16 protein-coding genes and 1 pseudogene are annotated in these 26,159 nt (G+C 65.5%); 16 read left to right on the top strand and 1 reads right to left on the bottom strand.

What is annotated here, in order from left to right; all coding sequences use genetic code 11:
• Positions 1-5: 5 nt before the first annotated feature.
• The 14 genes and pseudogenes from AC1D1J_RS03685 to AC1D1J_RS03620 form a co-directional block, all read left to right on the top strand.
• Positions 6-779: pseudogene (locus tag AC1D1J_RS03685) on the top strand (ABC transporter ATP-binding protein); the annotation flags it as partial.
• Between the two features lie 27 nt (positions 780-806).
• On the top strand, positions 807-1,376 hold the full coding sequence (cobO, locus tag AC1D1J_RS03680; protein ID WP_477694465.1) for a cob(I)yrinic acid a,c-diamide adenosyltransferase: 570 nt from the start codon (positions 807-809) through the stop codon (positions 1,374-1,376).
• A gap of 157 nt (positions 1,377-1,533) precedes the next feature.
• The gene (locus AC1D1J_RS03675) at positions 1,534-2,364 is read left to right on the top strand and encodes an ABC transporter substrate-binding protein (RefSeq protein WP_477685546.1); all 831 of its coding nucleotides are present in this window, start codon (positions 1,534-1,536) and stop codon (positions 2,362-2,364) included.
• Positions 2,365-2,387: 23 nt separating this feature from the next.
• Entirely contained in the window at positions 2,388-3,449 is a 1,062-nt protein-coding gene (gene cobW, locus AC1D1J_RS03670) for a cobalamin biosynthesis protein CobW (protein ID WP_477657986.1), read from the top strand.
• A 168-nt stretch (positions 3,450-3,617) separates the two neighbouring features.
• Positions 3,618-7,436 carry a cobaltochelatase subunit CobN gene (gene cobN / locus AC1D1J_RS03665; RefSeq protein ID WP_477693918.1) on the top strand — a complete coding sequence of 1,273 codons (3,819 nt, stop codon included), beginning with the start codon at positions 3,618-3,620 and terminating at the stop codon, positions 7,434-7,436.
• On the top strand, positions 7,433-8,521 hold the full coding sequence (locus AC1D1J_RS03660) for a magnesium chelatase ATPase subunit I (protein WP_477693917.1): 1,089 nt from the start codon (positions 7,433-7,435) through the stop codon (positions 8,519-8,521). The genes cobN and AC1D1J_RS03660 overlap by 4 nt, the downstream gene beginning before the upstream one ends.
• Before the next feature lie 80 nt (positions 8,522-8,601).
• Positions 8,602-9,213, top strand: coding sequence for a vWA domain-containing protein (locus AC1D1J_RS03655; protein ID WP_477685550.1), 612 nt, complete (start codon positions 8,602-8,604; stop codon positions 9,211-9,213).
• Between the two features lie 9 nt (positions 9,214-9,222).
• Positions 9,223-9,627, top strand: a complete 405-nt coding sequence (locus tag AC1D1J_RS03650) for a DUF1636 family protein (protein ID WP_477693916.1) — start codon at positions 9,223-9,225, stop codon at positions 9,625-9,627.
• A gap of 66 nt (positions 9,628-9,693) precedes the next feature.
• A complete protein-coding gene (locus tag AC1D1J_RS03645; protein WP_457280507.1) occupies positions 9,694-9,885 on the top strand; it encodes a CbtB domain-containing protein in 192 nt (63 codons plus the stop codon).
• 25 nt (positions 9,886-9,910) lie between these two features.
• Entirely contained in the window at positions 9,911-10,750 is an 840-nt protein-coding gene (locus AC1D1J_RS03640; protein WP_477693915.1) for a CbtA family protein, read from the top strand.
• An 86-nt stretch (positions 10,751-10,836) separates the two neighbouring features.
• The gene (gene bluB, locus AC1D1J_RS03635; RefSeq protein WP_477685857.1) at positions 10,837-11,475 is read left to right on the top strand and encodes a 5,6-dimethylbenzimidazole synthase; all 639 of its coding nucleotides are present in this window, start codon (positions 10,837-10,839) and stop codon (positions 11,473-11,475) included.
• A gap of 49 nt (positions 11,476-11,524) precedes the next feature.
• Entirely contained in the window at positions 11,525-12,514 is a 990-nt protein-coding gene (gene cbiB / locus AC1D1J_RS03630; RefSeq protein ID WP_477694464.1) for an adenosylcobinamide-phosphate synthase CbiB, read from the top strand.
• Positions 12,511-13,542, top strand: coding sequence for an aminotransferase class I/II-fold pyridoxal phosphate-dependent enzyme (locus tag AC1D1J_RS03625; RefSeq protein ID WP_477693914.1), 1,032 nt, complete (start codon positions 12,511-12,513; stop codon positions 13,540-13,542). The genes cbiB and AC1D1J_RS03625 overlap by 4 nt, the downstream gene beginning before the upstream one ends.
• Entirely contained in the window at positions 13,539-15,053 is a 1,515-nt protein-coding gene (locus AC1D1J_RS03620) for a cobyric acid synthase (RefSeq protein ID WP_477693913.1), read from the top strand. Before AC1D1J_RS03625 ends, AC1D1J_RS03620 begins: the two co-directional genes overlap by 4 nt.
• Positions 15,054-15,068: 15 nt before the next feature.
• On the opposite strand, the gene AC1D1J_RS03615 is transcribed toward AC1D1J_RS03620, so the two are convergent.
• The gene (locus AC1D1J_RS03615; RefSeq protein WP_477693912.1) at positions 15,069-15,563 is read right to left on the bottom strand and encodes a hypothetical protein; all 495 of its coding nucleotides are present in this window, start codon (positions 15,561-15,563) and stop codon (positions 15,069-15,071) included.
• A gap of 318 nt (positions 15,564-15,881) precedes the next feature.
• Here AC1D1J_RS03615 and AC1D1J_RS03610 point away from each other — a divergent pair, with 318 nt between their 5' ends.
• Both AC1D1J_RS03610 and AC1D1J_RS03605 read left to right on the top strand, forming a co-directional pair.
• Entirely contained in the window at positions 15,882-18,434 is a 2,553-nt protein-coding gene (locus AC1D1J_RS03610; RefSeq protein ID WP_477693911.1) for a two-partner secretion domain-containing protein, read from the top strand.
• A 503-nt stretch (positions 18,435-18,937) separates the two neighbouring features.
• Positions 18,938-26,119: a two-partner secretion domain-containing protein gene (locus AC1D1J_RS03605; protein WP_477693910.1), complete on the top strand. Its 7,182-nt coding sequence runs from the start codon at positions 18,938-18,940 to the stop codon at positions 26,117-26,119.
• Positions 26,120-26,159: the final 40 nt, after the last annotated feature.

The raw sequence follows: 26,159 nt of genomic DNA, 5'->3' as shown, positions 1-26,159 counted from the left end.
ATGCTATGAAATCAATAGCTGTCCGCGCAGACTCCATAAAGGCCAGTCTCGGAAATGGCTTGCAAAAGCAACACGTACTGCACGGCATCAGCCTGGACATTGCGGCGGGTCGATGGACCAGCATCGTCGGCCCCAACGGCGCAGGCAAGTCCACCTTGCTCAGGGCGCTGGCCGGCGTACTGCCGCACAGCGGTGAAGTCAGCTTGCTCGGCCAGCCGCTGCAAAGCCTGCCGCACCGCGAACGCGCCCGGCAGCTGGCCTGGCTGGGTCAGAACGAAACCTCGGCCGATGACCTGACGGTGTGGGACGTGGCCATGCTGGGCCGCTTGCCGCACCAGGCCTGGCTGGCCCCGCCCAGCGTCGCCGACCGTGCAGCGGTGGAGCAGGCCCTGCGCGCCACCCGTGCCTGGGACTGGCGCGAGCGCGCCTTGGGGCAACTGTCCGGCGGCGAGCGCCAGCGCGTGCTGCTGGCGCGTGCCCTGGCAGTGCAGGCCCAGGTGCTGCTGATGGACGAGCCGCTGGCCAACCTCGACCCGCCGCACCAGGCCGATTGGCTGGACGTGGTGCGTGCGCTGGTGGCCGAAGGAAAAACCGTGGTCAGCGTTCTGCATGAGATCACCATGGCATTGCAAGCCGACACCATGGTCGTGATGGCTGAAGGCCGCATCACCCACCAAGGCGCCTGCGCCGATCTGGCCACCCACCGCGCACTGGAAGACGTATTTGACGGACGCCTTGCCGTTCATCCCTTGCAAGGGCAGTGGATTGCGCTGCCCAAAGTCAACCATCCTGCAAAGAGAGCCCCCATGCAAATTGAAACCCCACCCGTCGATTACGAGCGTGTCGTTCCCACGGCCGAGCGTCGCGGCCTGATCATGATCAACACCGGCCACGGCAAAGGCAAAAGCACCGCAGCCTTTGGCCTGGCCCTGCGTGCGCATGGCCGCGGCAAGGCCGTCAAGGTCTACCAGTTCATGAAGGTGCCTACGGCGCGCTTTGGTGAGCACCGCTTGTTTGAGCAACTGGGCATTCCCATCGAAGGCCTGGGCGACGGCTTCAGCTGGAAGAGCCGCGACCTGGAGCACTCTGCGCAACTGGCACTCGACGGCTGGGCCAAGGCAGAAGCCACCATCCGCGCGGGAGAACACTTCATGGTGGTGCTCGACGAAATCATGTACCCGCTGCGCTACGGCTGGATTCCGCTGGAGACCATCCTCACCTGCCTGCGCGAACGCCCGCCGCATGTGCATGTGGTGCTGACGGGCCGCAATGCACCGGGTGAGCTGGTGGACCTGGCGGATACGGTGACGGAGATGACTTTGATCAAACACCACTTCAAGGCGGGTGTGCCCGCGCAACGTGGCATTGAAGACTAGAAATATGGCCCCCACGCTTTTCACTTCGCCTTCGGCTCCGTGTAATGCGCTGCCCCCCGGGTGGGCGCTGCGCCTGCGGCCCGGCAAAGCCGGTTCCGCGGCCCCGGCTGGTGAAGGCGGGGCGCGGACTCGGAGCTTGCGTAGGCGAGTTCCCGCCGTGGCGTCGTTGGTGGTGCTGGGGCTGCTCTCGAGCTTCGCGATGGCGCAGGGCACGCAGCCGGTGTCGCGCATCGTCACGCTCGCGCCCTCGCTGACCGAAGCCGTGTGTGCGCTGGGCCGCTGCGCGCAGCTGGTGGGCACTGATCGCCACTCCACCTGGCCCGTTTCGGTACTGGCGCTGCCCAAAGTGGGCGGGTTGGAAGACGCGCAGGTCGAGCGCATTGTCACGCTGCGGCCGAACCTGGTTTTGCTGGGGCCGCGCAGCCGCGCCGGTGAGCGCCTGCAGGCGCTGGGCGTGCCGGTGATGATGCTGGATGCCCGCACCCATTCGGATCTGAAACGCATGCTGGTGAAGCTGGGCGACACCTTGGGTGAACCGGCCCGCGCCACCGAACTGATAGCCCGTATCGACACCGAACTCGACACCGCCGCGGGCCGCATGCCCGCCGCATTGCGCGGGCGCAGCGTGTATGTGGAAGTTGGGGCAGGGTCGTCCGCCGCCAGCGAAAAAAGCTTTATTGGCGAGACCGTGGCCAGGCTGGGCCTGGTCAATGTGGTGAGCGGCGAGCTGGGCCTGTTCCCCAGGATCAATCCCGAGCTGCTGCTGCGCCGCCCGCCCGACATCATCATTGGCCCGCGCGCCACGCTGGCCAACTTGTCAGACCGCCCCGGCTGGAGCGCCTTGCCGGCGGTGCGCCAGCAGCAGCTGTGCCTGCTGGATACTGAACGCATGGACCTGCTGTCACGCCCTGGCCCTCGCCTGGGCGAGGCCGCCCAGATGCTGGTGGAGTGCCTCAAGGCCCTGCCTCCCCGTGACGCGCCCCGTTAATTTTCTTTACCCGAGAGACTCTTATGCAAACCCGAAAAATTCCCGCCACCATCGTCACCGGTTTCCTGGGCAGCGGCAAGACCACGCTCTTGCGCCACCTGCTGGCCAACGCGCAGGGCCGTCGCATCGCAGTCATCGTCAATGAGTTTGGCGAACTCGGCATCGACGGCGAACTGCTGCGCGGCTGCGGCATAGGCTGCGACGAGAACGGTGAAGAAAACGGACAGCTCTATGAGTTGGCCAACGGCTGCCTGTGCTGTACCGTGCAGGAAGAATTTGCACCGGTCATGGAAAAGCTGGCCGCTCGCCGCGACCAGATCGACCACCTGATCATCGAGACCTCGGGCCTGGCCCTGCCCAAGCCGCTGGTACAGGCCTTCCAGTGGCCCGCGCTGCGCAATACCTTCACGGTGGATGCGGTGGTGACCGTGGTGGACGCGCCTGCGGTGGCCGCGGGAGACTTTGCCGACGACCCGGTGGCCGTGGACGCCCAGCGCCGCGCCGACGACAACCTGGACCACGACTCGCCACTGCACGAGTTGTTTGAAGACCAGCTCGCCACGGCCGATCTGGTGATCGTGCACAAGACGGATGGGTTGACGGCCGAAGAATTGGTGGGCGTGGAAGCCGCCATCCGCGCCGAAACCTTGCCCGGTGTGAAGCTGGTGCATGCGCAGCATGGCCGCATCGATATTGGCGTGTTGCTGGGCCTGGAGCGCGCAGTGGAAGACCAGATCGACCAGCGCAAGACGCATCACGACGAGGAAGAAGACCACGACCATGATGCGTTTGACTCGGTGCAGGTGGCGCTGGACGTGACCGGCCGCGAAGCATTGCTGGCCGCGCTGCGCGATGTGGTGGGCCGCCACGAGATTTACCGCGCCAAGGGTTTTGTGGCCTTGCCCGGGGTGGCCATGCGCCTGGTGGTGCAGGGCGTCGGTACGCGCTTTGACAGCTACTTCGATCGCCCCTGGCGTGCGGATGAAGTGCGCCAGTCGCGCCTGGTGCTGATTGGTTCCGAGCTCAATGCGGCTGTGTTGCAGGCTGAGTTGAGTGCGGCGCTGGCGGCACCCGTCGCGGCTTGAATCCAAATGCACGCTGAAGCTTTAGTTTTGTGGCGGGCACAGGCCGACGGGGCACTCCGCTCCGCGGCTGTCCTCCGCCCTGCGGGCTCCTCCTTTATGCCGCTGCGCAGAGCGCCCCATCGACCTGCGCCAGGATGGGCTGTTCAACCTTACCTTGTGAAATAAAACATGCATTTGCTCTCCACCCGCCCCGGCGGCCACGTTGAAGACGGTGGTCAGGGTGTGGTGCGCGTGGAGCAAACGCCGGGTGACATCGTGGTGCTCAGCGCGGCGGACACGACGCTGTCGCTGCTGGCCGATGCAGCGGGGGCGTTGCCCGAAGGCTTTCCCACGGTGCGCCTGGCTAACCTGATGTGGTTGCGGCAGCCCGCGTCGGCGGACATGTATGTAGACGAGGTGTTGCAACATGCGCGCGTGGTGGTGATTGACCACCTGGGCGCTGCCAGCGACTGGGCCTATGTGGTGGAGCGCGTGCGTGAACTCGCGCGCGAACGCGGCCAGTGGCTGGCCCTGTTCTCGGGTGACGCGAGTGAAGACCTGCAACTGCTGTTGCGCAGCACCGCCCCGCATGAGGACTGCCGCCAGTTGTGGCGTTGCCTGCGTGAAGGTGGCCGTGACAACGCCCGCAATTTTTTTGAATTGATAGGCCACTCCGCTTTTGGCCTGGGCGCACGGCCCACGCCACCTGCAGCGTTGCCACCGGCCATGGTCTACCAGTCGCCTGTGCCGCAGGCGTGGCGTGACGGAGCCCCTGCGGCGCTGCTGGTGTTCTACCGCGCGCATGTACAAGCTGGCAACACGGCGGTGTTTGATGCCATGCTGGCTGCACTCAGTGATGCGGGTCTGAATACCGTGGCCGTGGCGGTGGATTCGCTGAAAACCCCCGCCAGCCTTGCGCTGTTGCAGTCACTGGCTGCACAGCATGGGGTGGGCGTGGTACTCAATGCCACCAGCTTTGCCATCACCGCGCTGGATGGGGATGACGTTGACAGCGTGGACGGCGCGCAGATGGAGCCTCTGGCCGGCGACGCGCCCGTGTTGCAGCTGATCACCGCAGGTTGCGCGCAAGAGCAGTGGGCGGCTGACCCGCACGGCCTGGCCCCGCGCGACCTGGCGATGCAGGTGGTGCTGCCCGAGGTGGACGGCCGCATCGGCACCCGCGCCATCAGCTTCAAGGGCCTGGCCTGGCGCGATGAACGCACCGAGGTGGACGTGGTGCGTTACCAGCCCGAACCCGAACGCATGGCCTTTGTGGCCGAGCTGGCGCGCCGCTGGTGTGTGCTGCGTGACAGGCCCAATGCCGACAAACGCGTCGCGCTGATCCTGGCCAACTACCCCAACGACGATGCCCGCCTGGCCAATGGCGTGGGTCTGGACACCCCGGCCTCCACGGTGGCCCTGCTGCGCGCCATGCAGGACACAGGTTATGCCACAGGTGCCTTGCCCGAGGGTGGTGACGCGCTGATTGCCGCGCTGGTGGCGGGCGTCACCAACAACCTGGACGCGAACGATATCCGGCCGGCAGGCCAGAGCCTTGCCATGGCCGATTACCTGCAGGACTTCAACCAACTGGGCCTTGCCAGCCGCGACGCAGTGAACGCGCTGTGGGGTTCGCCCGAACAGGACCCCATGGTGCGCAGCGGCCGCTTCATGGTCCCCGGCCTGCGCCTGGGGAATGTGTTTGTCGGCATCCAGCCCGCGCGCGGGCGTGACCTGGACCTGGTGGCCACGTATCACGACGCCGACCTGGTGCCCACGCACAACTACCTGGCGTTTTACTTCTGGCTGCGGCGCAGCTTTTCGGTGGACGCAGTGGTGCACGTCGGCAAGCATGGCAACCTCGAATGGCTGCCTGGAAAAAGCGTGGCGCTGGGCGCAGCCTGCTGGCCCGATGCCATCCTGGGCCCCTTGCCGCACCTGTATCCCTTCATCGTCAACGACCCCGGCGAAGGCAGTCAGGCCAAGCGCCGCACGCAGGCCGTCATCATCGACCACCTGATGCCGGCCCTGACCCGCGCAGAGACCTACGGCCCGCTGCAAAAGCTGGAGCGGCAGATGGACGAGTACTACGAGGCCCTGTCGCTGGACCCACGCCGCGCCCAACGCCTGCGCGGCGACATTCTGGAGCGTGTGCTGACTGAGAACCTGCACACTGACCTGGGTTTTGCCAAACCCGCCGATGACGCGGGCCGTGAAGCGCTGCTGCTGCGGCTGGACGCCTACCTGTGCGAGATCAAGGAATCCCAAATCCGCGATGGGCTGCACATCCTGGGCACATCACCACAGGGCCGCCAGCAAATCGACACGCTGGTGGCGCTGGCGCGTTTTCCAGGTGGTGCGGCCGCCGGCCAGCGCAGCTTGCTGGTGGCATTGGCTCAGGATTTGAAGCTGGATGGTGTGGACGGCTTCAGCGTGTTGAGCCCCGAATGGGGCGCACCTTGGGGCGGCCCATTCCCTCCGGTGTTGCAAGACATGAGTACCGAAGCCTGGCGTCACGCCGGCCATACACGCGAGCGGCTGGAGCTGCTGGCCCGGCAGCTCGTCGCTGACCATGTGGTGGCCGATGCACCCTGGGATGCCACTGCCTGGCCGCACACCGCCCCGGTGCTGCAACGCATGCGCCAGGTGCTGCGCCCGCGGCTGGACGCCTGCGGCCCGCAAGAGATTGCGCAATGCCTGCGCGGCCTGTCGGGCAAGTTTGTGCCCGCCGGCCCCAGCGGTGCGCCGTCGCGGGGCCGGCCTGATGTGCTGCCCACGGGGCGAAATTTTTATTCAGTGGACACGCGCGCCGTGCCCACACAGACCGCCTACGCCATGGGCGCCGCGGCGGCTGAGCGCGTGATTGAGCGCCACCTGCAAGACCATGGCGAGATGCTGCGCTGCCTGGGCCTGTCGGTCTGGGGCACCAGCACCATGCGCACCGGCGGCGAGGACATTGCCCAGGCCTTTGCATTGCTGGGTGTGCGGCCCAAGTGGGCAGACGGCAGCAGCCGGGTAGTAGACATTGAAGTACTGCCCATGGCCATCAGAAATCGGCCCAGGGTGGACGTGACCTTGCGCGTGTCGGGTTTTTTCCGCGATGCCTTTCCTAATGTGATTGACCTGTTCGACACCGCGGTACGTGCCGTGGCCGCGATCAGCGAAGAGGACGAGCCCAACGACGTGAACCCCATCCGCGCCCGGGTGCAGCGCGAAGCCGCTGAGGCAGAGGCCAAGGGATTGAGTGTGGAAGACGCCCAGCGCGAAGCCACCTGGCGCGTGTTCGGCCCGCGCCCCGGCGGTTATGGCGCTGGTCTGCAAGAGGTGATGGCCAGCGGCCGCTGGAGCGACGGCGCCGATCTGGCCCAGGCTTATCTGCGCGCTGGCGCCTTTGCCTACGGCCAGGGTGAGCACGGTGTGGCGGCACGTGGGAGCTTTGAGCAGCGCCTGGCCGGCCTGGACGCGGTGCTGCACAACCAGGACAACCGCGAGCACGATGTGCTCGATTCGGACGACTACTACCAGTTCCAGGGGGGCATGGCGGTGGCAGTCGAACATCTGGCGGGTGCGCCCGCGTCGCTGTATCACGGCGACTTCAGCGTGCCTGGTGCGCCGCGCATCCGCACGCTGGGTGAAGAAGTGGCGCGCGTGGTGCGTTCGCGCGCTGTTAACCCCAAGTGGCTGGAAGGCGTGCGCCGCCACGGCTACAAGGGCGCTTTTGAGATGGCCGCCACGGTGGACTACCTGTTTGCATTTGACGCCACCACCGGTGTGGTGGGCGACCACCAATACGCGCTGGTGGCCGATGCCTATTTGCACGACGACACCAACCGCGCGTTTTTGCAGCAGCACAACCCCGGCGCCCTGCGCAGCATCGGCGAGCGACTGCTCGAAGCCATGCAGCGCGGCCTGTGGGAGGCGCCAGGCGAGCACCGCGAGCGCATTGAAGACCATTTGCTGGCGCTGGAGCGTCGGCTTGAAGAACACGGAGAAGGACCCTTGCCATGAGCACGACCATGAACATTCCTGAACTGAACATATCCGTAGAGCCCGCCACGCGCGCGGCCTTTCCCTTCACCGCGCTGGTGGGCCAGCCGCAGTTGCAGCGTGCCTTGCAACTGGCGGCCATTGATCCCGGCATTGGCGGTGTGCTGATCAGCGGCCCGCGCGGCACGGCCAAGTCCACCGCGGCTCGCGCGCTGGCCGCGCTGCTGCCCGGTGCACCCTTTGTCACCTTGCCGCTGGCTGCCAGCCTGGAGCAACTGGTGGGCACGCTGAATGTGGAAGACGTGCTGCGCGACGGCCAGGTGCGCCTGGCGCCCGGGCTGTTGGCGCGCGCCCACAACGGCGTGCTCTATGTAGACGAAGTCAATCTGCTGCCCGACGCGCTGGTGGACGCCTTGCTGGACGTGGCCGCCAGCGGTGTGAACACGGTGGAGCGCGATGGCATCTCAAAACAGCACGCCGCGCGCTTTGTGCTGGTGGGCACCATGAACCCGGAGGAGGGTGAGCTGCGCCCGCAACTGCTGGACCGCTTTGGCCTCTCGCTGGTGCTTGCCAACCCGGTGGATGCCGCAGAGCGCACCGCCATCCTGCGCGCGCGCCTGGGTTTTGATGAAAACCCCGGGGCCTTGGGCGCGCAGCATGCGGAAGAACAGCGCGCGCTCAGTGCCGCACTGGTGGCGGCCCGCGCTGCGTTGTCACGCCTGACCTGGTCGGATGAGGTGCTGCACCATGCAGCGGCCTGCGCCATGGCGGCGGGCGTGGACGGCATGCGTGCCGATCTGGTGATGCTGCGCGCCGCGCGTGCGCTGGCAGCGCTGGAAGGGCGCAGCGAAGTGACCGTGGACGATGTGGACGCGGTGGCCGAACTGGCGCTGGCGCATCGCCGGCCCGAGAGCAGTACAGTGCAAGCACCGGGAAATAGCAACGGATCGACCCAGCCCAAAAACAATCCAGAGCGCCTGCAAGACCAGCCGTCTGTCCCATCGTTGCCGCTCGTGCCCCAAGGCGACTGGGGCGCTTTGCCCGCTCAGCCCGAAGGCACCACCAAGGTCCACGCGATAGCAGGGTGGCCGCCAAAAAAAGCCTAGGCCACCCCAGCCGCCGCCCGCGCAACGGGCCTGGCAGCTGGCGGTGGCCTCCACCCCAACGCATTCCTTCATCAGGCGCTGTGGTACGTACCCACAGCGCGCCGCAGCGCAGCACGGCCATTGCCTGGCTGCCTACGGTGGTGGCCAAGGGGCCTGCGCCACTTCAACGCGAACACCTGCGCCACCAGCCCGTGGCGCTGCGCAGCAGTCGCCTGCATTGCATCGTGCTCGACACCTCGGGTTCCATGCGCCAGCGCGGCCGCTTGGCGCTGGCCAAGGGCCATGCGGCCTTCATGATTGAGCAAGCCGCGCGGCAGGGCGACGATGTGGCGCTGTTGCGCTTTGGCGGGCAGGGTGTGGAACTGCTGCTGCCCCCCGGCCGCGCACGCGCCTCCGGCAGCCAGCGCCTGCGCCCCGTGGGCGGTGGCGGTGGCACACCGCTGGCCGAAGCCTTGGCCCAGGCCGACCGCCTGCTGCAACGCACGCTGCGCAAGAGCGGCCCCACGGAGTGCTGGCTGTGGCTGCTGACCGATGGCCGCACGCTGGAGCAACCGCAGGCGCCGTTGACCCCGCAGCACCTGGTGATTGTCGATTTTGACGATCCGAAAAAGAACCTGGGCCGCTGTGCCGCCTGGGCCATGCGCTGGGGCGCGGAGCACCGCCTGGCCATGGCCCCGAGTTACCAACCGTAAAAGATCGTCATGCCCGACACCGAAATCATTGTCTGCACCACTTGCCGCCCGACGGGCGCCTCGCGTGAGCTGCCTGCCCACGGCCTGGCGCTGTTCGAGGCCGTGCAGGAAGCGCTGCTGGTGTGTGAGCTGGACACCGGGCAGCACAAGGGCCTGCAGGTGCGCGGCCAGGCGTGCATGAGCGGCTGCACCCGTGCCTGCACCGTGACGCTGCAAGCCCTGGGCAAGTTCACCTACTACTTTGGCGACCTGGCTCCTGATGGCGAGACCGCAGCCCAGGTGATTGCCTGCGCGCAACTGCACGTGCAGAGTGCCGACGGCAACCTGGCCCGCAATGCACGGCCCGATCGCCTGCGCAGCGGTATCCTTGCCCGATTGCCCCCTGTTGGTTTGAACGGCCTGGGCTCGACATGAGCGGCCAAATCCACTAAGTTTGTTTTTTTCACCACCCACCTTCCCACTAACCCCAAGGAGAACGCCATGACTGAACCGACGACGCTGACCCACAACCCTTCTCACACCCTGAATCCCGGCCTGGCCGTGCTGCGCCCGTTGCTGGGCGCCGCCGCACTGGGCCTGGTGGTGCTGTACGGCGTGGCTTTTGCCGAAAGCCCGCTGGCCCACAACGCCGCGCACGATGTGCGCCACATCACCGTCAAACCCTGCCATTGAGCAGCACTTTCACCGGGAGACAGCTATGGTTTTTCAACGATTGATCTGGGCGGCGCTGGCCACTGCGGTGGTGGTGGGTAGCGTACAAACCGGTGTGCAGCGCTGGCAAGCCGCCCCGCTGATTCTGGCGGCCGAGGTGTACGAGGAGCAAAAGGTGGAGGCTCCGGCGCCCGCCGCCGCTCCCGCTGCCCACGTGCATGCCGAAGGTACGGCCCCTCATGCGCATGAGCACGGTGCTGCCAAGGAATGGGAACCCGCGAACGGCGCCGAGCGCATTGGCTGGACCTGGGTGGCCAACATGCTGCACGCCTTCAGCATGGCGCTGCTGGCATTTGCGGTGATGGGCGTCTGGCTCTACAAACGTGACGCACAACGCGGTGGCGCGGTGGCTTCACTGCGCCTGGCCGGCGTGGTGGCTGCAGCTGGCTGGTTGAGCTTTCACCTCTGGCCTTCGCTGGGTTTGCATGCGGAAGTACCCGGCATGGAAGCCGCGCCGCTGCAGGCCCGCCAGGTCTGGTGGGTTCTGGCAGTGGGCAGTGCGGCGGGTGCCTGCGCCGTAGCCGGTTTTGCGCGTGCATCCTGGCGCTGGCTGGTGTCCGCAGCCTTGCTGGCGCTGCCTTTTGTGGTGGGTGCACCCAAGCTTCAAGGTGATGCCCTGGCCGGTTTTGGCCCCGAAGCCCATGCCGCTCTGGAACAACTCGGCACGCAGTTCATCTGGGCCACGACCTGGGTGTCTCTGTCGTTCTGGGTGAGCCTGGGTCTGGTCTGTGGCCTGGCTTTCCAGCGCTGGGTGCGTCCGGCTTTGCTGGCGGTGCTGCAGCGTGCAGACGTACCCGTAGCGGGCGCGGTGCAAGCTCCTCAGTGAATGGTGTGACGGGCTTTGTCTCCGCCGCCGGGGCGGGCCCGGCCGATGCGGCCCGACCCGGCCACGCCTTCAGCACCGCTGAGCAGTTGGCGGTGTACCGGGCCATCTTCGAGCGGCGCGACATGCGCCACTTCAGCGGCGGCACGGTGGCTGACGATGTGATGCAGCGCCTGCTCTCGGCCGCGCACCACGCGCCCAGCGTGGGCTTCATGCAGCCCTGGCGCTTTATTCGCGTGCGCAACTGGCCCTTGCGTGAAGGCATTCATGCGCTGATTGAGCAGGAACGTGTGCTCACGGCCCAGGCCTTGGGCGAGCGCGAAGACGAGTTCATGAAGCTCAAAGTGCAAGGGGTGCTCGACGCCGCCGAAGTATTGGTCGTGGCCTTGCCGCCAGGGCGCGAGCAGCATGTGTTTGGCCGCCGTACCCTGCCCGAAATGGACCTGGCCTCGGCGGCTTGTGCCATCCAGAACCTCTGGCTGGCCGCCCGCGCCGAGGGCCTTGGCATGGGCTGGGTCTCGATTTTTGATCCGCAGCAGCTGGGCGGGCTGTTGCAGATGCCGGAAGGCAGCAAGCCGATTGCGGTGTTGTGTCTGGGCCCGGTCCAGGCCTTTTATGACCAGCCCATGCTGCAGGCTGAAAAGTGGGCGCGCCGTGCCCCGCTGGCCGACATGGTGTTTGAAGACAGCTGGGGCACGATTGCCCGGCATGAGCCGGGAGCCGGCTGACATGTTCACGCACTGGGCCAGCTTTCATGCCTTTGCCGTTCCTGCTTCCATGGCAGGGTACACGGCGTGCGTGCTCGGTGTGGTGCTGTTGCTGGCTTTGTGGGTAGACAAATCTTTCGGTGAGCCGGCCACAGGTGTGCATCCGGTGGTCTGGATGGGCAACTACCTTCGGGCCTGCGGAAGCATTACCGTGCGCTGCCCGCCCGGGCCAGCTTTTTTTCTCGGCACACTGGCCTGGTGGGTGGGTGTGGCATTGGTGGGCGCAGCAGCCTGGGGGGTGCAGGCCCTGGTGTTCTGGCAGCTGGCCGGCTACATCAAGGCGCCGGCCTGGGGCGCCGCCATCGACACTGCGCTGCTGGCCGTGCCGATGGCCTGGTTGCTCAAATGCATGCTGTCATGGCGCATGCTGCGCGAAGAGGTTGGTGCGGTTGAACTGGCGTTGGGCCAGTCGCTGGAAGCAGGACGGGAGCGCCTCTCCTGGCTGGTCAGCCGCGACACCGCCCAGCTCACTGAAAGCCAGGTGCGGGAAAGCGCAATCGAATCGCTGGCCGAAAACCTCAATGACTCTGTGGTGGCCCCGGTTTTCTGGTTTGCACTGCTGGGTTTGCCGGGGGCGGCCATGTACCGCTTTGCCAATACGGCAGACGCCATGTGGGGTTACCGCGGCACCTACCGTGGCAAAAATTGGGAATGGGCGGGCAAGTGGGCTGCGCGGGCGGACGACGTGCTTTCATGGCTGCCGGCGCGCCTGACGGCACTGTTGCTGGCACTGGCGGCAAAGGGCCTGCAACTCAAGGCATTGCACGAAGAAGCCCGCAAGACCCCGTCGCCCAACAGCGGCTGGCCCATGGCGGCCATGGCGCTGGCGCTGGGTATCTCGCTCGGCAAGCCGGGCGTATATACCTTGAACCCGCAAGGGCGGCCACCTGAAGCATCGGACACGGCCCTGGCCCAAACCCTGGCCTCGAAGGCGGTGTTCTCCCAGACCCTGGTTGCCGCTCTGGCGATGCTGTTGATGGCGCTGGCGGTATCGGCATGAGCACCCGCCTCGTCACCACGCGCATTCACGGCGGACCCGACGCGCTCGGTGTGCCGCTGCACGACTTTTCAACCAACAGCAATGCCTGCGGGCCTTGCCCCGCAGCGCTGGCTGCCGTCGGCCAGGCTGACGCCACCCGTTACCCCGACGCCGGCTACACGCAGTTGCGCAGGCAACTGGCGGCCTTTCATCGTGTCGATGAGGCGCGTGTATTGCTGGCCGCCAGCGCCAGCGAATTCATCTTTCGCATGACCACCCTGGCCGCGCAGCAGGGCGCACGCGCGGTGTGGCTGCCACCGCACAGCTACGGTGATTACGCACAGGCAGCGGGGGCGCATGGCCTGGAGGTGGCCGGCAAACCCGAGGATGTGCAGCTGCTCTGGGCCTGTGAGCCTTCCAGCCCATTGGGTGCTGCGCATCGCGGCCTGGGTGAGCTGGTTGACGGCCGGAAAGTGGTGGAAGTGTCAGCCCTTGTCGTGCTGGACCGCGCTTACGAGCCCTTGCGGCTCAGCGCTGTGCCGACGCTCACGCCGCAGCAGCTGCAAACCACCTGGCAGCTCTGGACGCCCAACAAGGCGCTGGGCCTGACCGGCGTGCGCGCGGCCTATGCGATTGCACCGATGGAGCAAACGGACAACGCTGCAGCGCTGGAGCAGCTCTGCCCCTCGTGGCCGGTGGGCGCGCATGGCGAGGCCATGCTGCAAGCCTGGGTGAGCAAAGAGGCGCAGGACTGGCTCGCCGGCAGCCTCAATACTTTGCGCGAATGGAAAGCCCGGCAGATCAGTTTGTGCGAATCATTGAGCTGGCACTGCCTGCCCAGCGATGCCAATTTCTTCTGCGCCCAACCGGCCTTGCCCGAAGGCCTGAGCTTGCAGCAGGCGCTGTCAGCACTGCGCGCTCAAAGCATCAAGCTGCGCGATACGACATCATTCAGCTTACCCGGCCATGTGCGCCTGGGCGTGCAGCCGCCAGCCGCGCAGGATGCCCTGCACAACGCGTGGCAACAACTCTCCAGGACAAGTTCATGAGTGCAAAAAGTGTCATGGTGCTGGGCACCACCAGCGGCGCCGGTAAAAGCTGGCTGACGACAGCGCTGTGCCGTTACTACGCGCGCCAGGGTTTGAAAGTCGCGCCCTTCAAGGCGCAGAACATGAGTAATAACGCCAGGGTCGTAGCTCAGGGTGAGATCGGCTCCGCCCAGTACTTTCAGGCACTGGCAGCGAGAGCCGTGCCCGACGTGCGCATGAACCCGCTGCTGCTCAAGCCCGAAAAAGACACACAAAGCCAGGTCGTGTTGATGGGCCAGGTGAATGCCGAACTCTCCCGCATGGAATGGCGCGGCCGCAGCGCTTCGGTCTGGCCGGTGGTCTCGCAGGCGCTCGATGAGTTGATCGCCGAAAACGACGTGGTGGTGATGGAAGGCGCGGGCTCGCCGGCCGAAATCAACCTCAAGTCCAGCGACATCGTCAACATGCGCTCGGCCCAGCATGCCAACGCGGCCTGCCTGCTGGTGACCGACATTGACCGCGGCGGCGCCTTTGCCCACCTGTATGGCACCTGGGCCATGCTGGACGAAGCCGAGCGAAAACTCATCAAGGGCTTTGTGCTCAACAAATTTCGCGGCGACGCAAAACTGCTGGCGCCCGGACCGCAAATGCTGCAGGACATGACCGGCATCCCCACGGTGGCCACGTTGCCGATGTGGTGGCAGCATGGCTTGCCCGAAGAAGACGGCGTGTTTGATATGGCCCCCACGCTCGGCACTGACGTGTCCTCGCTGCCCCCCGGGGGGGCTGAACTTGCTCGGGGCGGCCCGTCGCGGCGTTCGGGACCGCTGTTGGTAGCCGTCGTGGCCTATCCGCGCATCAGCAACCTCGACGAATTCCAGCCCCTGAAAAATGTACCCGGCGTACGCTTGAAGTGGGTGCGCAGCCCGGTTGACCTGGCCGGCGCCGACTGGATCATCCTGCCCGGCTCCAAACACACCAGCGGCGACCTGGCCTGGCTGCGCGCTCAAGGGCTGGACCAAGCCATTGCCGCTCACGCAGGGCAGGGCGGCGCGGTGCTGGGCATTTGCGGCGGCCTGCAGATGCTGGGCGAAGCGTTGATTGACCCACACGGCATCGACGGCAACGCGCCGGGACTGGGACTGCTGCCGGTGGTCACCGTGTTCGAAGAAGGCAAAACAGTGCGGCAGCGGCAGGCCCGCTTTGGCGAGGTGGACGGCGCCTGGGCGGCGCTGTCAGGCGTGGCCCTGCAGGGCTATGAAATCCACCACGGCCAGACCGCGCAGCACCCGGCGCTGGCCGCAGCGGGCGACACCGCCAGCGCGGTGATGGCAGAAGGCCTCGCCTGGCAGAACATTCGCGGCAATGTGTTGGGCCTGTACCTGCATGGCATGTTTGAAGACCCGGCGGTATTGCAGGCGCTGTTCGGCGCCACGGTGCCTACGCTCGACTCTGTGTTTGACGGCCTGGCCGACTACATTGGCGAGCATTTCACGCCCGGTGTTTTGCAGTCGCTGATCAGCGGCCGCTGAGCACTCGCAAGGGCGCTAGCCAGGCATCCGCTTCAAAGGCCCGAAGCAGGCCTGCAACGACTCGGCCTTGCACACAATGAACTGGTCCTGCTTGGGGCTGAACTGGATGAAGCGCACGACCGGCGGGTCCGACGCTTCGTGCAGGTCGCCTGAGCAGTCCCGCTTGCCATTGCTGTCGGTCACGGTGTCGGTGAGCCGGTAAAACCCCTGCGCACTGGGCGCTGCGGATATTTCGTAGTCGCCCCGTGTGACTTCTTCGCCGCTGGTGTTAAGCCGGGTGCCCTTGGCGCTGTATTGCCAGGTTTCGGTGCAGGCTTTTCCTGCCAGCGTCCAGCTCCAGGTGCCCACGAGAGGTTGGGGCGAGGGGACTGACGCTGGGGCGGGTGGTGTGGGCTTGGCCGTCTGCGCAGCGGCAAGGCCACAGAACAAGGTGGCAAGGGCCAAACCCGTCAGCTTGCGCAAGGGGTGGCTCCTGGCCATGGAATGGGGATAGCTGTGTGAAAACTTCATGGGGTGATTATGAAGAGGCCGCGACGTGGCTTCCCCTGCGCAGAGCCATCCCTTTGTCGCCAGGTGTTATTTCTTGAGAAAAACAAGCCCTGAGCCCAATGGAGACGGGCGCAAGCAGCTATAAAACTGTAGCAAGTAGGGCTTCCCGGGGCTGCGCCGTGCGTGAAACCCAGGCTATCGCGCCGGTCCGGGGCGTCGTAATATGGCACTTGTCATGCGCGGCGCATGGGCCTGTGGCCCCAGATGGCAGGCCATCGCCGGCAGGAAAAGAGAGATCTTTGGGGGCTTCGCCGCCCGTCCTGTCCCGAAAGGCTACACATGAAAAGCCATGCCGGCATCAAACGCATTTACCGCCTGGCCCGACGCGGCGCCAATGCAACGGGCGGGTTCACACTCAACGCTGCCTGCAGCGCCGCATTGCTTTTGCTTGCCGGAGGTGCCCAGCAGGCCCAGGCCGCAGACGCCGCCAACGCCAGCGTGTCTGCAGGCGCCGCCAGCCTGGCCACGGTGGGCAACACCACCACCGTCAACCAGACCAGCCAGCGCGTGGCGATTGACTGGACCAGCCTGTCTACGGTGGCCAATGAGGCGCTGATCTTTAACCAGCCCAATGCGTCGGCGATTGCGCTGAACCGCGTCACCGGTAGCAGCCCGAGCGAACTGCTTGGCAGCCTTACAGCCAACGGCCAGGTGTTTATCCTGAACCCGAACGGCGTGCTGTTTGGCGCGGGCAGCCAGGTCAACGTGGGCGGCCTGGTGGCTTCAACCTTGGGCATGAGCAATGCCGACTTCATGTCCGGCAACCATGTGTTCACGGGTTCGGGCGGCCCGGTCGTCAATCGCGGCACGCTGAGCGCTGGGCAGGGTGGTTACCTCGCCCTGCTGGCGCCCGAAGTACGCAATGAAGGCGTGATGACGGCATCACTGGGCACCGCACTTCTGGCCGCAGGCAACAAGGTCACCCTGAACATCGACAACGGCAGCCTGCTGGGTTACAGCATCGACCAGGGCGCCATTAACGCGCTGGCCGAGAACAAACACTTGATCCAGGCGAACGGCGGGCAAGTACTGCTTTCCGCGAAAGCCATGGACAGCTTGACCACCGCCACGGTGAACAACACCGGTGTCATTGAAGCCAAAACGATCCAGAACAAGGCCGGCCGTATCCTGCTGATGGGTGATATGGCGACAGGCACGGTCAATGTGAGCGGCACGCTGGACGCCAGCGCACCGAACGGTGGCGACGGCGGCTTTGTCGAAACCAGCGCGGCCCATGTGAAGGTGGCCGACGGCACCGTCATCACCACGCTGGCGGCCAATAGCCACCACGGTACCTGGCTGATAGACCCGACCGACTTCACCGTCGCCGCGGGCAGCGGTGCGCTGACCGGCAGCGGCATAGGCGCGGGCACGCTGGCCGCCAGCCTCAACCTGGGCAACGTCGCGCTGGCGACCAACAATGCCGGCGGTACGGATAACGGCGACATCCACGTCAACGCTGCCTTCACCTGGAACGCGGGCACCACGCTGACCTTGAGCGCCTGGCGCAACATCAACATCAACGCGTCCATCACCTCGCAGCACGCCAACGGCAAGCTGGCACTGGAATACGGGCTGGGCGCCATCAATGCGGGGAACACGGCGACCTACAACGTCAGGGCAACGGTCAACTTGCAGGCCGGCGACAACTTCAGCACCCGGCTGGGCAGCGACGGCGTCACGGACCCGTACAAAGTCATCACCAGCCTGGGCGTGGCAGGCAGCACCACCGGTACCGACCTGCAGGGCATCAACGGCAATCCCACCGGCAACTACGTGCTGGGCGCCGACATCGACGCGAGCGACACGGTGAACTGGAACGCCGGTGCCGGCTTCGATACCCTGGGTGGCGTCGGCGCGCCGGGTATTTTCGAGGGGCGTTTTGACGGCCTCAACCACAAGATCCGCAATCTCTTCATCAACCGTCCGGGGGACAACTTCGTGGGCCTGTTCGGCCTCACGCAGAGCACCAGCATCCAGAACCTTGGGCTGGTGGGCGGCAGCATCACCGGCGCCGACTTTGTGGGCGCCATCGCGGGGCAGGGCTGCTGCACCACCTTCAGCAATGTCTACAGCACGGCAACGGTGCAGGGCATTGACGAGGTTGGCGGCCTGGTGGGCGAACTCAGCCAGGGCGGCATCACCGACGCGTACGCCAGCGGCGCCGTGAGTGGCGCCGACAAGGTCGGTGGACTGGTCGGCAGCTCGCTGGACGGCATCATCACGCGCGCCTACAGCACTGGCCGCGTCACCGCCACCGGCATGGCAGGCGGGCTGGTGGCCGAACAGGTCGGAACAGCTGTGACAAACAACAGCTATTGGGACGTCAACACGTCCGGCCAGGCCACCAGCGCGGGCGGCACCGGCAAGACCAGTGCGCAGCTGACGCAGGCCAGCACTTTCAGCGGCTGGGACATCGCCACCCAAGGCGGCTCCACGGCCACGTGGCGCATTTACGAGGGCCAGACGGGCCCGCTGCTGCGCAGCTTTTTGCAGCTGCTCACACTGTCCGACACCAGCGTGGCCTACAACGGCGCGCAGCAGTCGGGCGCCGGGGCGCCGGGCATCACGGCCGCCAGCGGTACCAACCCCGGCAGCTACTTCGCCTGGTCGGGCCAGGAAGGCTATGACATCACGGGCGGCACGCTGACGATCAGGTCAGCCGGTTCGGGCGGCAACTTCCTGATCGACGAGGCCTACCGCAGCGCGATGATCTACCTGGCCGGCGTGAACCGCTCCGCGAACCCCCGCATCGGCCTCAGCCCCGATGCCCAGGTCGATGCCCTGAGGACGGCCGCCGCCGAAGCCGGCAACACAGGCGAGGACGAGTAATTCTCAAGCGCATGCAGCGGCTCCCTTGGCTTCAGACCAGCAGGGCGGCGAAACCGGCTTGGCCGGGCCGTCGAGAGCTGTGCGTAGAGCTCTGGATGCTATGGTTTTAATAGCTGCTTGCGCCCGTCTGTATTGCCTAAAAGCCTGATTTCATGCTTAAAAATCGGCCAAAAGGGCCTTTTTTGGCATCTACGAACCCAACGGGGTCCGGAAAAATGGCGAAAAACTGCTTTTTCAGGAAATTTCGGCTCTTTTTTCAGCACTAAAAGTGCCTGAATGGCAATAGTAGCGGGCGCAAGCAGCTATTAAAAACATAGCAAGCGACTTCGCCGGCGGGGCCGTGTTGCCGCACGGATACGACGGTGTTGAAACGCCACAGGCAGTCGTTTCTCCCATGCCTTCCAGCAGTCAATTCATGGATACTTATGGTTACCTTCACGGGGCCCTAATTACCCCGCTCGTCCAGGCAGTAGCCGGATTTTCTGACTTCCGAAAAGACTCTCATGAAAAGTCACGCCAGCATCAATCGCATCTATCGCCTGGTCTGGAACGCCGCGTTGGGCCTGTGGGTGGCGGTGGCTGAAACCGCCAAAGGCCGAAGCAGGGGCGGCTCGGGGCGCAGCGGTGTTGAAGTTGCTTCCGTCGGCCCCCGTGAGGGTTTCGTTTTTGTCCTGCATGCACGTTGTCGCGCCGCCGTGGTCATGCTGCTGGCGATGTCCGTCTTTAACTTGCAGGTGCATGCTGCCGATGCGCTGAATTCCACCGTGGTGGTGGGCAGCGGCAGCGTCAGCACCAGCGGCGCCACCACCACCATCAACCAGGCCAGCCAGCGCTTGGCGATTGACTGGACCCATCTTTCCACCGCGGCCAACGAAGCCCTGGTGTTCAACCAACCGAATGCCCAGGCGATAGCGCTGAACCGCATTACCGGCGCCAGCCCGAGCGAATTCCTGGGCAGCCTGACAGCCAACGGCCAGGTTTTTATCCTGAACCCGAACGGCGTGCTATTTGGCGCGGGCAGCCAGGTCAACGTGGGCGGCCTGGTGGCTTCCACACTTTCCATGAGCAATGCTGACTTCATGGCCGGCAGCACCACGTTTGGCACAGACCCCGGCCAAGCTGGCACCGGCAGCAGCGCGGGCAAGGTCACCAACAAGGGTTCGCTGACGGCCGCCACTGGCGGCTATGTGGCCTTGCTGGCGCCTGAGGTGCGCAATGAAGGTGTCATCACCGCCAGCCTGGGCACCGCTTTGCTGGCTGCCGGCAACAAGGTCACCCTGAATTTAGACAACGGCTCCTTGCTGGGCTACAGCATCGACCAAGGCGCCATCAACGCCCTGGCCGAGAACAAACACCTGATCCAGGCCAATGGCGGGCAAGTGCTGCTGTCCGCCAAGGCGATGGACAACCTGACCGCGGCTACTGTTAACAACACTGGTGTCATTGAAGCGAAGACCATCGCCAACAAGGCCGGGCGCATCCTGCTGATGGGCGACATGGAGCACGGCACTGTCAATGTGGGCGGCACGCTGGATGCCAGCGCCCCCGATGGCGGCAATGGCGGGTTCATTGAGACCAGTGCCGCCAATGTGAACGTTGCAGCCGGCACGCGGGTCACGACCAAGGCAGCCGATGGCCAAAGCGGCACCTGGTTGATCGACCCGGTGGACTTCACCATTGCCGCCGGCAACGCGGCGCAAACCACTTCCGGCATGGGTGCGGCCACCTTGTCGGCCGCATTGAACGCCGGCAACGTGAGCATTGCGACGGATGGTTCCACGGCTGGCAATGGCGACATCAACGTCAACAGCGCAGTCAGCTGGGCGAGCCCCAGCACCTTGACCTTGACGGCGCACCGCGACATCAACTTCAACGCCAACGTGGCATATTCCGGCGGCGCCGCGGGGGGGCTGACCGCGCAAGCCACACGCAACATTACCGGCGTGGGAACCCTGAACCTGGGCATAGGCGGCGGGACGTTGGACATGACGGCCGACGGCAGCATCGGCGGCACCGACGGCCTGGGGCAAATCTTTGCCGGCAGTTTGAAGCTGAAAGCCACCACGGGTGAAGTGATCATGAATAGCGGCGTGGACTGGCAGGCCAGCTCCTTTGACCTGTACGCGGGTACCGACATTCGGGGAAATGCCGGCGCCGTCAATGCCACCATGACTGCGCCCGGCGGCAGCTTCACCGCTTCCGCGGGCAACACGGGCAATGGCCGAATACGCATCAACAGCTTCTCCAATGCCATAGGCACGCTGAACCTGACCGCCCTGGGGACAGGCGGAGGTGGTCAGGTCGACTTTTTGAGTGCCTCAGCCATCGGCAACGCTTCCATCACGGCCGCGCGTGACGTGAACGTCAGCGCGACCGGCAGCCTCAACCTCAATGCCCTGACCCTGACGGGTGCCAACCAGAACGTCAACCTGGCGGCCGGCGGTGGCACGCTGACGACGCTGGGTGCCCTGAACACCGGCGCAGGCAACCTGACCCTGTCGGGCGGCTCTATGTCTCTGGGCGGCGCCTTGAGCGCCAAAGATCTCAGCCTGACCGCAACGAGCGGGCTGAACATCAACCGGGACCTCACGGCGACCGGCAACCTGACACTCGCCGCGAGCAATGCGGCCATCCAGCAAACCGCCGGCGTCCTGGTCGCGGGCGGCACGACGACCGTCAATGCCGGCGCGGGTAGCGTCAACTTGAGCGGCCTCAACAATTTCAACGGCGCAGTCAGCGTCAGCAACCTGGGCGTGAACAACGTCGCGATCAACAACGCGGGCGGCGCGCTGACTCTGGGTACTGTGTCTGTCGGCAGCGGCACGCTGAGCCTGACGGGCAGCAACATCACGCAGACGGGTGCGATCACCCAGGCCGCCGGTGCGGGCGCGGTGACCATCAACGGCGGCGCCAGCGCGATAGACCTGAGCAACGCGGGCAACAATTTCACCGATGCGGTTGGGCTCAATAATTCCGGCGTCAATGCCGTGACCATCCGGGATGTGAACGACCTGGTGCTGGGCCCATCCACCGTGGGCGGCAGCCTGACGGCGACTTCCAGCACCGGCTCCATTTCGCAGGCCGGTGCATTGAACGTGACGGGTGCTTCCACGTTCACGCTGAACGGCACCAGCAAGGACGTGTTGCTGGGCACTTCGGCCAACACCTTCGGCGGCGGCGTGACGGTGAACGGCACCGGCAGCGTCAGAGACATGGCCTTCCGTTACGGCAGCGGTTTTGCCTTTCCCACCACACCCAGCTACTCCGGCACATTGACGCTGGTCAATGACGGCGGCGCCATCAACCTGGGCACGCAAACCTTCAGCGGCGGCCTCGCGTTGACGGCGGCCGGCGGCATCAACCTGTTCGGCGGTACGCTGCAGACGGGCGGTGCACAAACCTTCAACAGCGCGGTAACGGTTGGCGGAACCGTCAACCTGGTCAGCACCGGCGGAGGCATCACATTTGCCAACACGGTCAATGGCGCGAATGCACTGAGCACCACGAGTGCCGGGCCCACCAATTTCAATGCGTCGGTGGGCGCTACCACCGCGTTGACCAGCTTGAGCGTCACTTCGGGCGGCGCCATCAACGTGCAGACCGGCGCCACGCTGCGCACGGGCGACTTGAAGCTGACGGCGGCAGGCGGCATAGGCAATGGCATCGGCGGTGCAGCGGCTATTGATGCGGCGCGCCTGAGCGCCATCAATTCAGTCGGCGGCCATATTGCACTGTCGCACACCGGCACGGGCACGCTGGTGGTAACAGACCTGGGGCAGGGCGATGGCATACAGAACAGCGTCGTGGGCGGCAACGTCAGCCTGGCAGCGGCCAATGGCAGCATCCAGGTGCTGGGCAGCAAGGTCAGTGCGGCCGGCGGCAACGTCGTGCTCGGCGCGGCGGGCGCAAGCACCACGCATTCAGTGGAGATCGTGAACAACGGCGCTACCCAATCGAACGTTACTACCACCGGCACAGGCAACATCACCATCAACGGCAACCTCACGAGCGGCGGTGCCAGCGCCACCGGCGGCTCGGCGGGCGGTGTGGTCGTCACCAATTCCAACATCACCGCAGGCAACGGAACCATCACCATTTCGGGCGACGCGGGCGTGCCTTCCGGTTTGCCGCAAGTGTCACGCGGCGTGCGCCTGGACTCGGGTACAAAAGTCACCGGGGCCGGCAACATCAGCATCACGGGCCAGGTTGGCAGCAGTGCGTCGATTAACAGCGAGGGCCTGCAATTGGCCGGTGGGGCGGAAGTCTCCAGCACCGGTGGAGACGTTGCACTCACCGGTTCGCTAAACAATCCTTCCACCCTTGCTGGCACCGGCCTGCATGTCAGTGGCAAGGTGCAGTCCGGCGCGAGTAAAAAAATCACGCTCACGGGCTCGGCGACCGTGGGCGGCAGCTCTGGCACCGGTGTAGTGATTGATGGGGCGGCGGAGCTACTTGCCGGCACAGGTGGGTTGACCATTCTGGGCAGCGTCAGCTCTTCAACGACTGCCACCAACGTCATTGGCACATCCATCGTCACCTCCAGTCCCGCTGCCAGCCCCATCATCAGCTCGACAGGCGCAATAGATATTACTGGCACCATGAGTGCCGGCTCCGCTTCAGGCAACGGCGCTTTACGCATGGAGGGCGGCACCATCAACTCAAATGGCGCGAACATTGTTTTGCGTGGCTCCGGCGTGCCTGCGCCTGCGCCTGTGGCTGCCCGTGATGTCTATCTCGCCGGTACGACGGTCGCCAGCAGTGGCGGCGAAATCCAGATTATTGGCGACCGCGTCGAGATTCTCAGTACGGTCAATGCAGGGGCCGGCCGTGTGGTGATTGCGCCCTTTACCCCCAACCGGGAGATCAAGCTCGCGTCATCGGTGGGGGGTATTGAGGCCGTAGCACTGAATTTGAGTACCTCTGAGATCAACCTCATCACGGCGGGGGTGTTGCAGATCGGTACCCTGACGAGCACTGGCGGCATTGAGATTGGTGGCGCCATCACTGCCGCACCGGGACCTTTGCCGGTCATCAGCCTGCTCAATGCCGGCAGCATCACCCAGACGGGCGCACTCAGCGTTGGCAAGCTCCGCGCGGCGGGGTCCTCCGTGACCCTGACCAACGCCGGCAACCAGATCGATGAAATCAGCGGACGCTCTACCACCGGCGCATTCGCCGTTACCAGCAGCAAGTCCGCGCCGCTCACAGTGGGCACGGTTGACGGGTACGCGGGCATCAACTCGGGCAGCAACGCCACCACGCTCACCAACCTGAACGGCGCCATCGCACAGACCCAGGCCATTGTGGCCAGCAGCTTCACCGGCAGCGGTGTGGGTGGCATCAATCTCAACCTGGCTGCCAACCAGATCGGCGCTTTTACGGCGACCAATAGCGGCGCGGGCGACATCGTGCTGCGCAACGGCATCAACACCACACTCACGTCCCTCACCAATACCGGTACGGGCCGCATTGACGTCGACAACATCGGTACGGTCACGCTGGCGTCAAGCGGCATCACCAGCAGTGGCACGGCCGCGGGTACTTCCGCCGGCACAGCGGCGGTGCGCATCAAAGGCTCGCAGGGCATTGTGGCCAGCGGCGCGTTTCCGCACATCAGCAATTCTGCGGGCGGCTCGGTCTACCTCGACGGCGGCGCAGGCAGCGTGGGCACCAACCCCGCCGGCGCGGTGGGTATTTCCGCTGCGTCCGTCACTGCGGTGGCGGCAGGCGGCGCCTCGCAAGTCAACCTGAGCCTGGCGAACGGCGGAACGCTGGAGAACATCTTCGCGGCGGGCAGCGTGAATGTCACGGCCACGACCGGCAGCCTGGCGGTCAAGACGGTGTCAAGCAGCTCGGTCAGCCTCAGCGCCGCAGCCGGCGCCATCACCGACGCCAACGGCGCGGCGAATAACATCAGTGGGACGTCTCTGACTGCTTCCTCACAAAACGGCATCACGCTGGGCACCAACGTGAGCGGTGCGCAGGTGCTGGGCACCACGGGCGCAGCCGGCGACATCACCATCACCGCCGCCAATGCCATCGACACCAGCAACTTCAGCGTGAGCACCAACGCAGGTTCCGCCCAAACGGTCAGCCTGGCTTCGAATGCCGGCATCACGGTGGGCAGCGCCTTCGGCAATAGCCAGGACAAGCTCAAGCTGATCACGACCGGCGGCAACATCGCCGTCAACGGCGCGCTGACGGCCAGCGAACTCACGCTGAACACCGCCGGTACCAGCACCCAGAGCGCGGCGATCACTGCCACAGGCCTGGAACTGCTGGGCACCGGCAGCCATACGCTGAACAATGCAGGCAACGCGGTGACGACGCTGGCAGGCAATACCGGCAACGTCGACTATTCGCAGGCCGGCGCACTTGCCGTCGGCACGGTCAACACCGCGGGCCTGACCACCAGCGGCAAGGTGCTGGTGCGCGCCACCGGCGCTGCAGGCGACATCACGCTGAACAACACCGTGACTTCCGGTAGCGCGGCCAATGATTCGCTGGTGCTGGCCGCCGGGCGCAATTTCATCAACAACGCCGGCGCCACACCGCTGAACCCGGGCGCGGGCCGCTTCCTGGTGTATTCGACCGACCCGACGGCCAACACCATGGGCGGCTTGGCCTCCACCGGCAACGCCTTTAGCCGCACTTATGCGGCCAATGCGCCCACCGATGCGTCCATGACTTCGCTCAGCGGCAACCGCATGGTGTACAGCGTGACGCCGGTGCTCACCATCACGGGTGACAACCAGGCCAAGGTCTATGGCGCGGCCGACCCGGGCCTGACGTACACGCTGAATTCCGGGCTGGTGGCCGGCGACACAGCCGCAACCGCGCTGGCCGGCCTGCTGGCGGCGCCGACGGGTTCTGCGGCCTCCGCAGGCACGCACGCCATCACCCAGGGCACGCTGGCTTCAGCCCTGGGCTACGGCATTGCGTACACCAACGGCACCCTGACGGTGGGCAAAGCCACGGTGAGCGTGACGGGCATGGCGGCCAACAACAAAACCTACGATGGCACCGCAACAGCGACCCTGGGCAACGTCGGCACCCTGACGGGCCTGGCCTACGGCGAGCTATTGACCCTGAATTCCACGGGTGCCAGCTTCTCCGACGCGAATGCTGCCAACGGCAAGACCGTGACCGCCACCTACGGCCTGGCCAACGGCGCGGGCGGCCTGGCCAGCAACTACCAGCTGGCGGCGGCTCCCGTCACGGCGACGGCCGACATCAACAAGGCCAACCTGAGCGTCACGGCCAACAATGACAACCGGACCGTGGGCGCCGCAGCCTATACCGGCGGAAACGGCGTGAGTTTCGGCGGCTTTGTGGGCGGCGAAACGGCCGCCGTGCTGGGCGGCGCGCTGACCTACGGCGGCAGTTCGCAAGGCGCGAGCGCCGTAGGCAGCTACGCCATTACGCCCGGCGGCTACAGTGCCGGCAACTACGCGCTGGCGTACCTGGACGGCGTGCTGACCATCAACCCTGTAGCAGCGCCTGTGCCGGTAGTGCCGGTAGTGCCAGGCGGCAACCCGGCAAGCGACGCTTACCTGAGTGCGCTGCGGAACATCGCGAGCCTTGGCGCTTCAGGTGACGGTGGCGGCGCGCAGGGTGGTGGTGCGGACCCCAGTGACGCCCTGAAAGCCGCCGCTGCCGAAGCCGGAAATACGAACGAGGAATAAGCCCACCCCCGTCCAGCCTCACTTCGTGTAGCCTGTTCTC

The organism is Polaromonas sp. P1_F8, from assembly GCF_056405635.1.
This window is presented reverse-complemented; position numbering and strand designations above follow the sequence as displayed.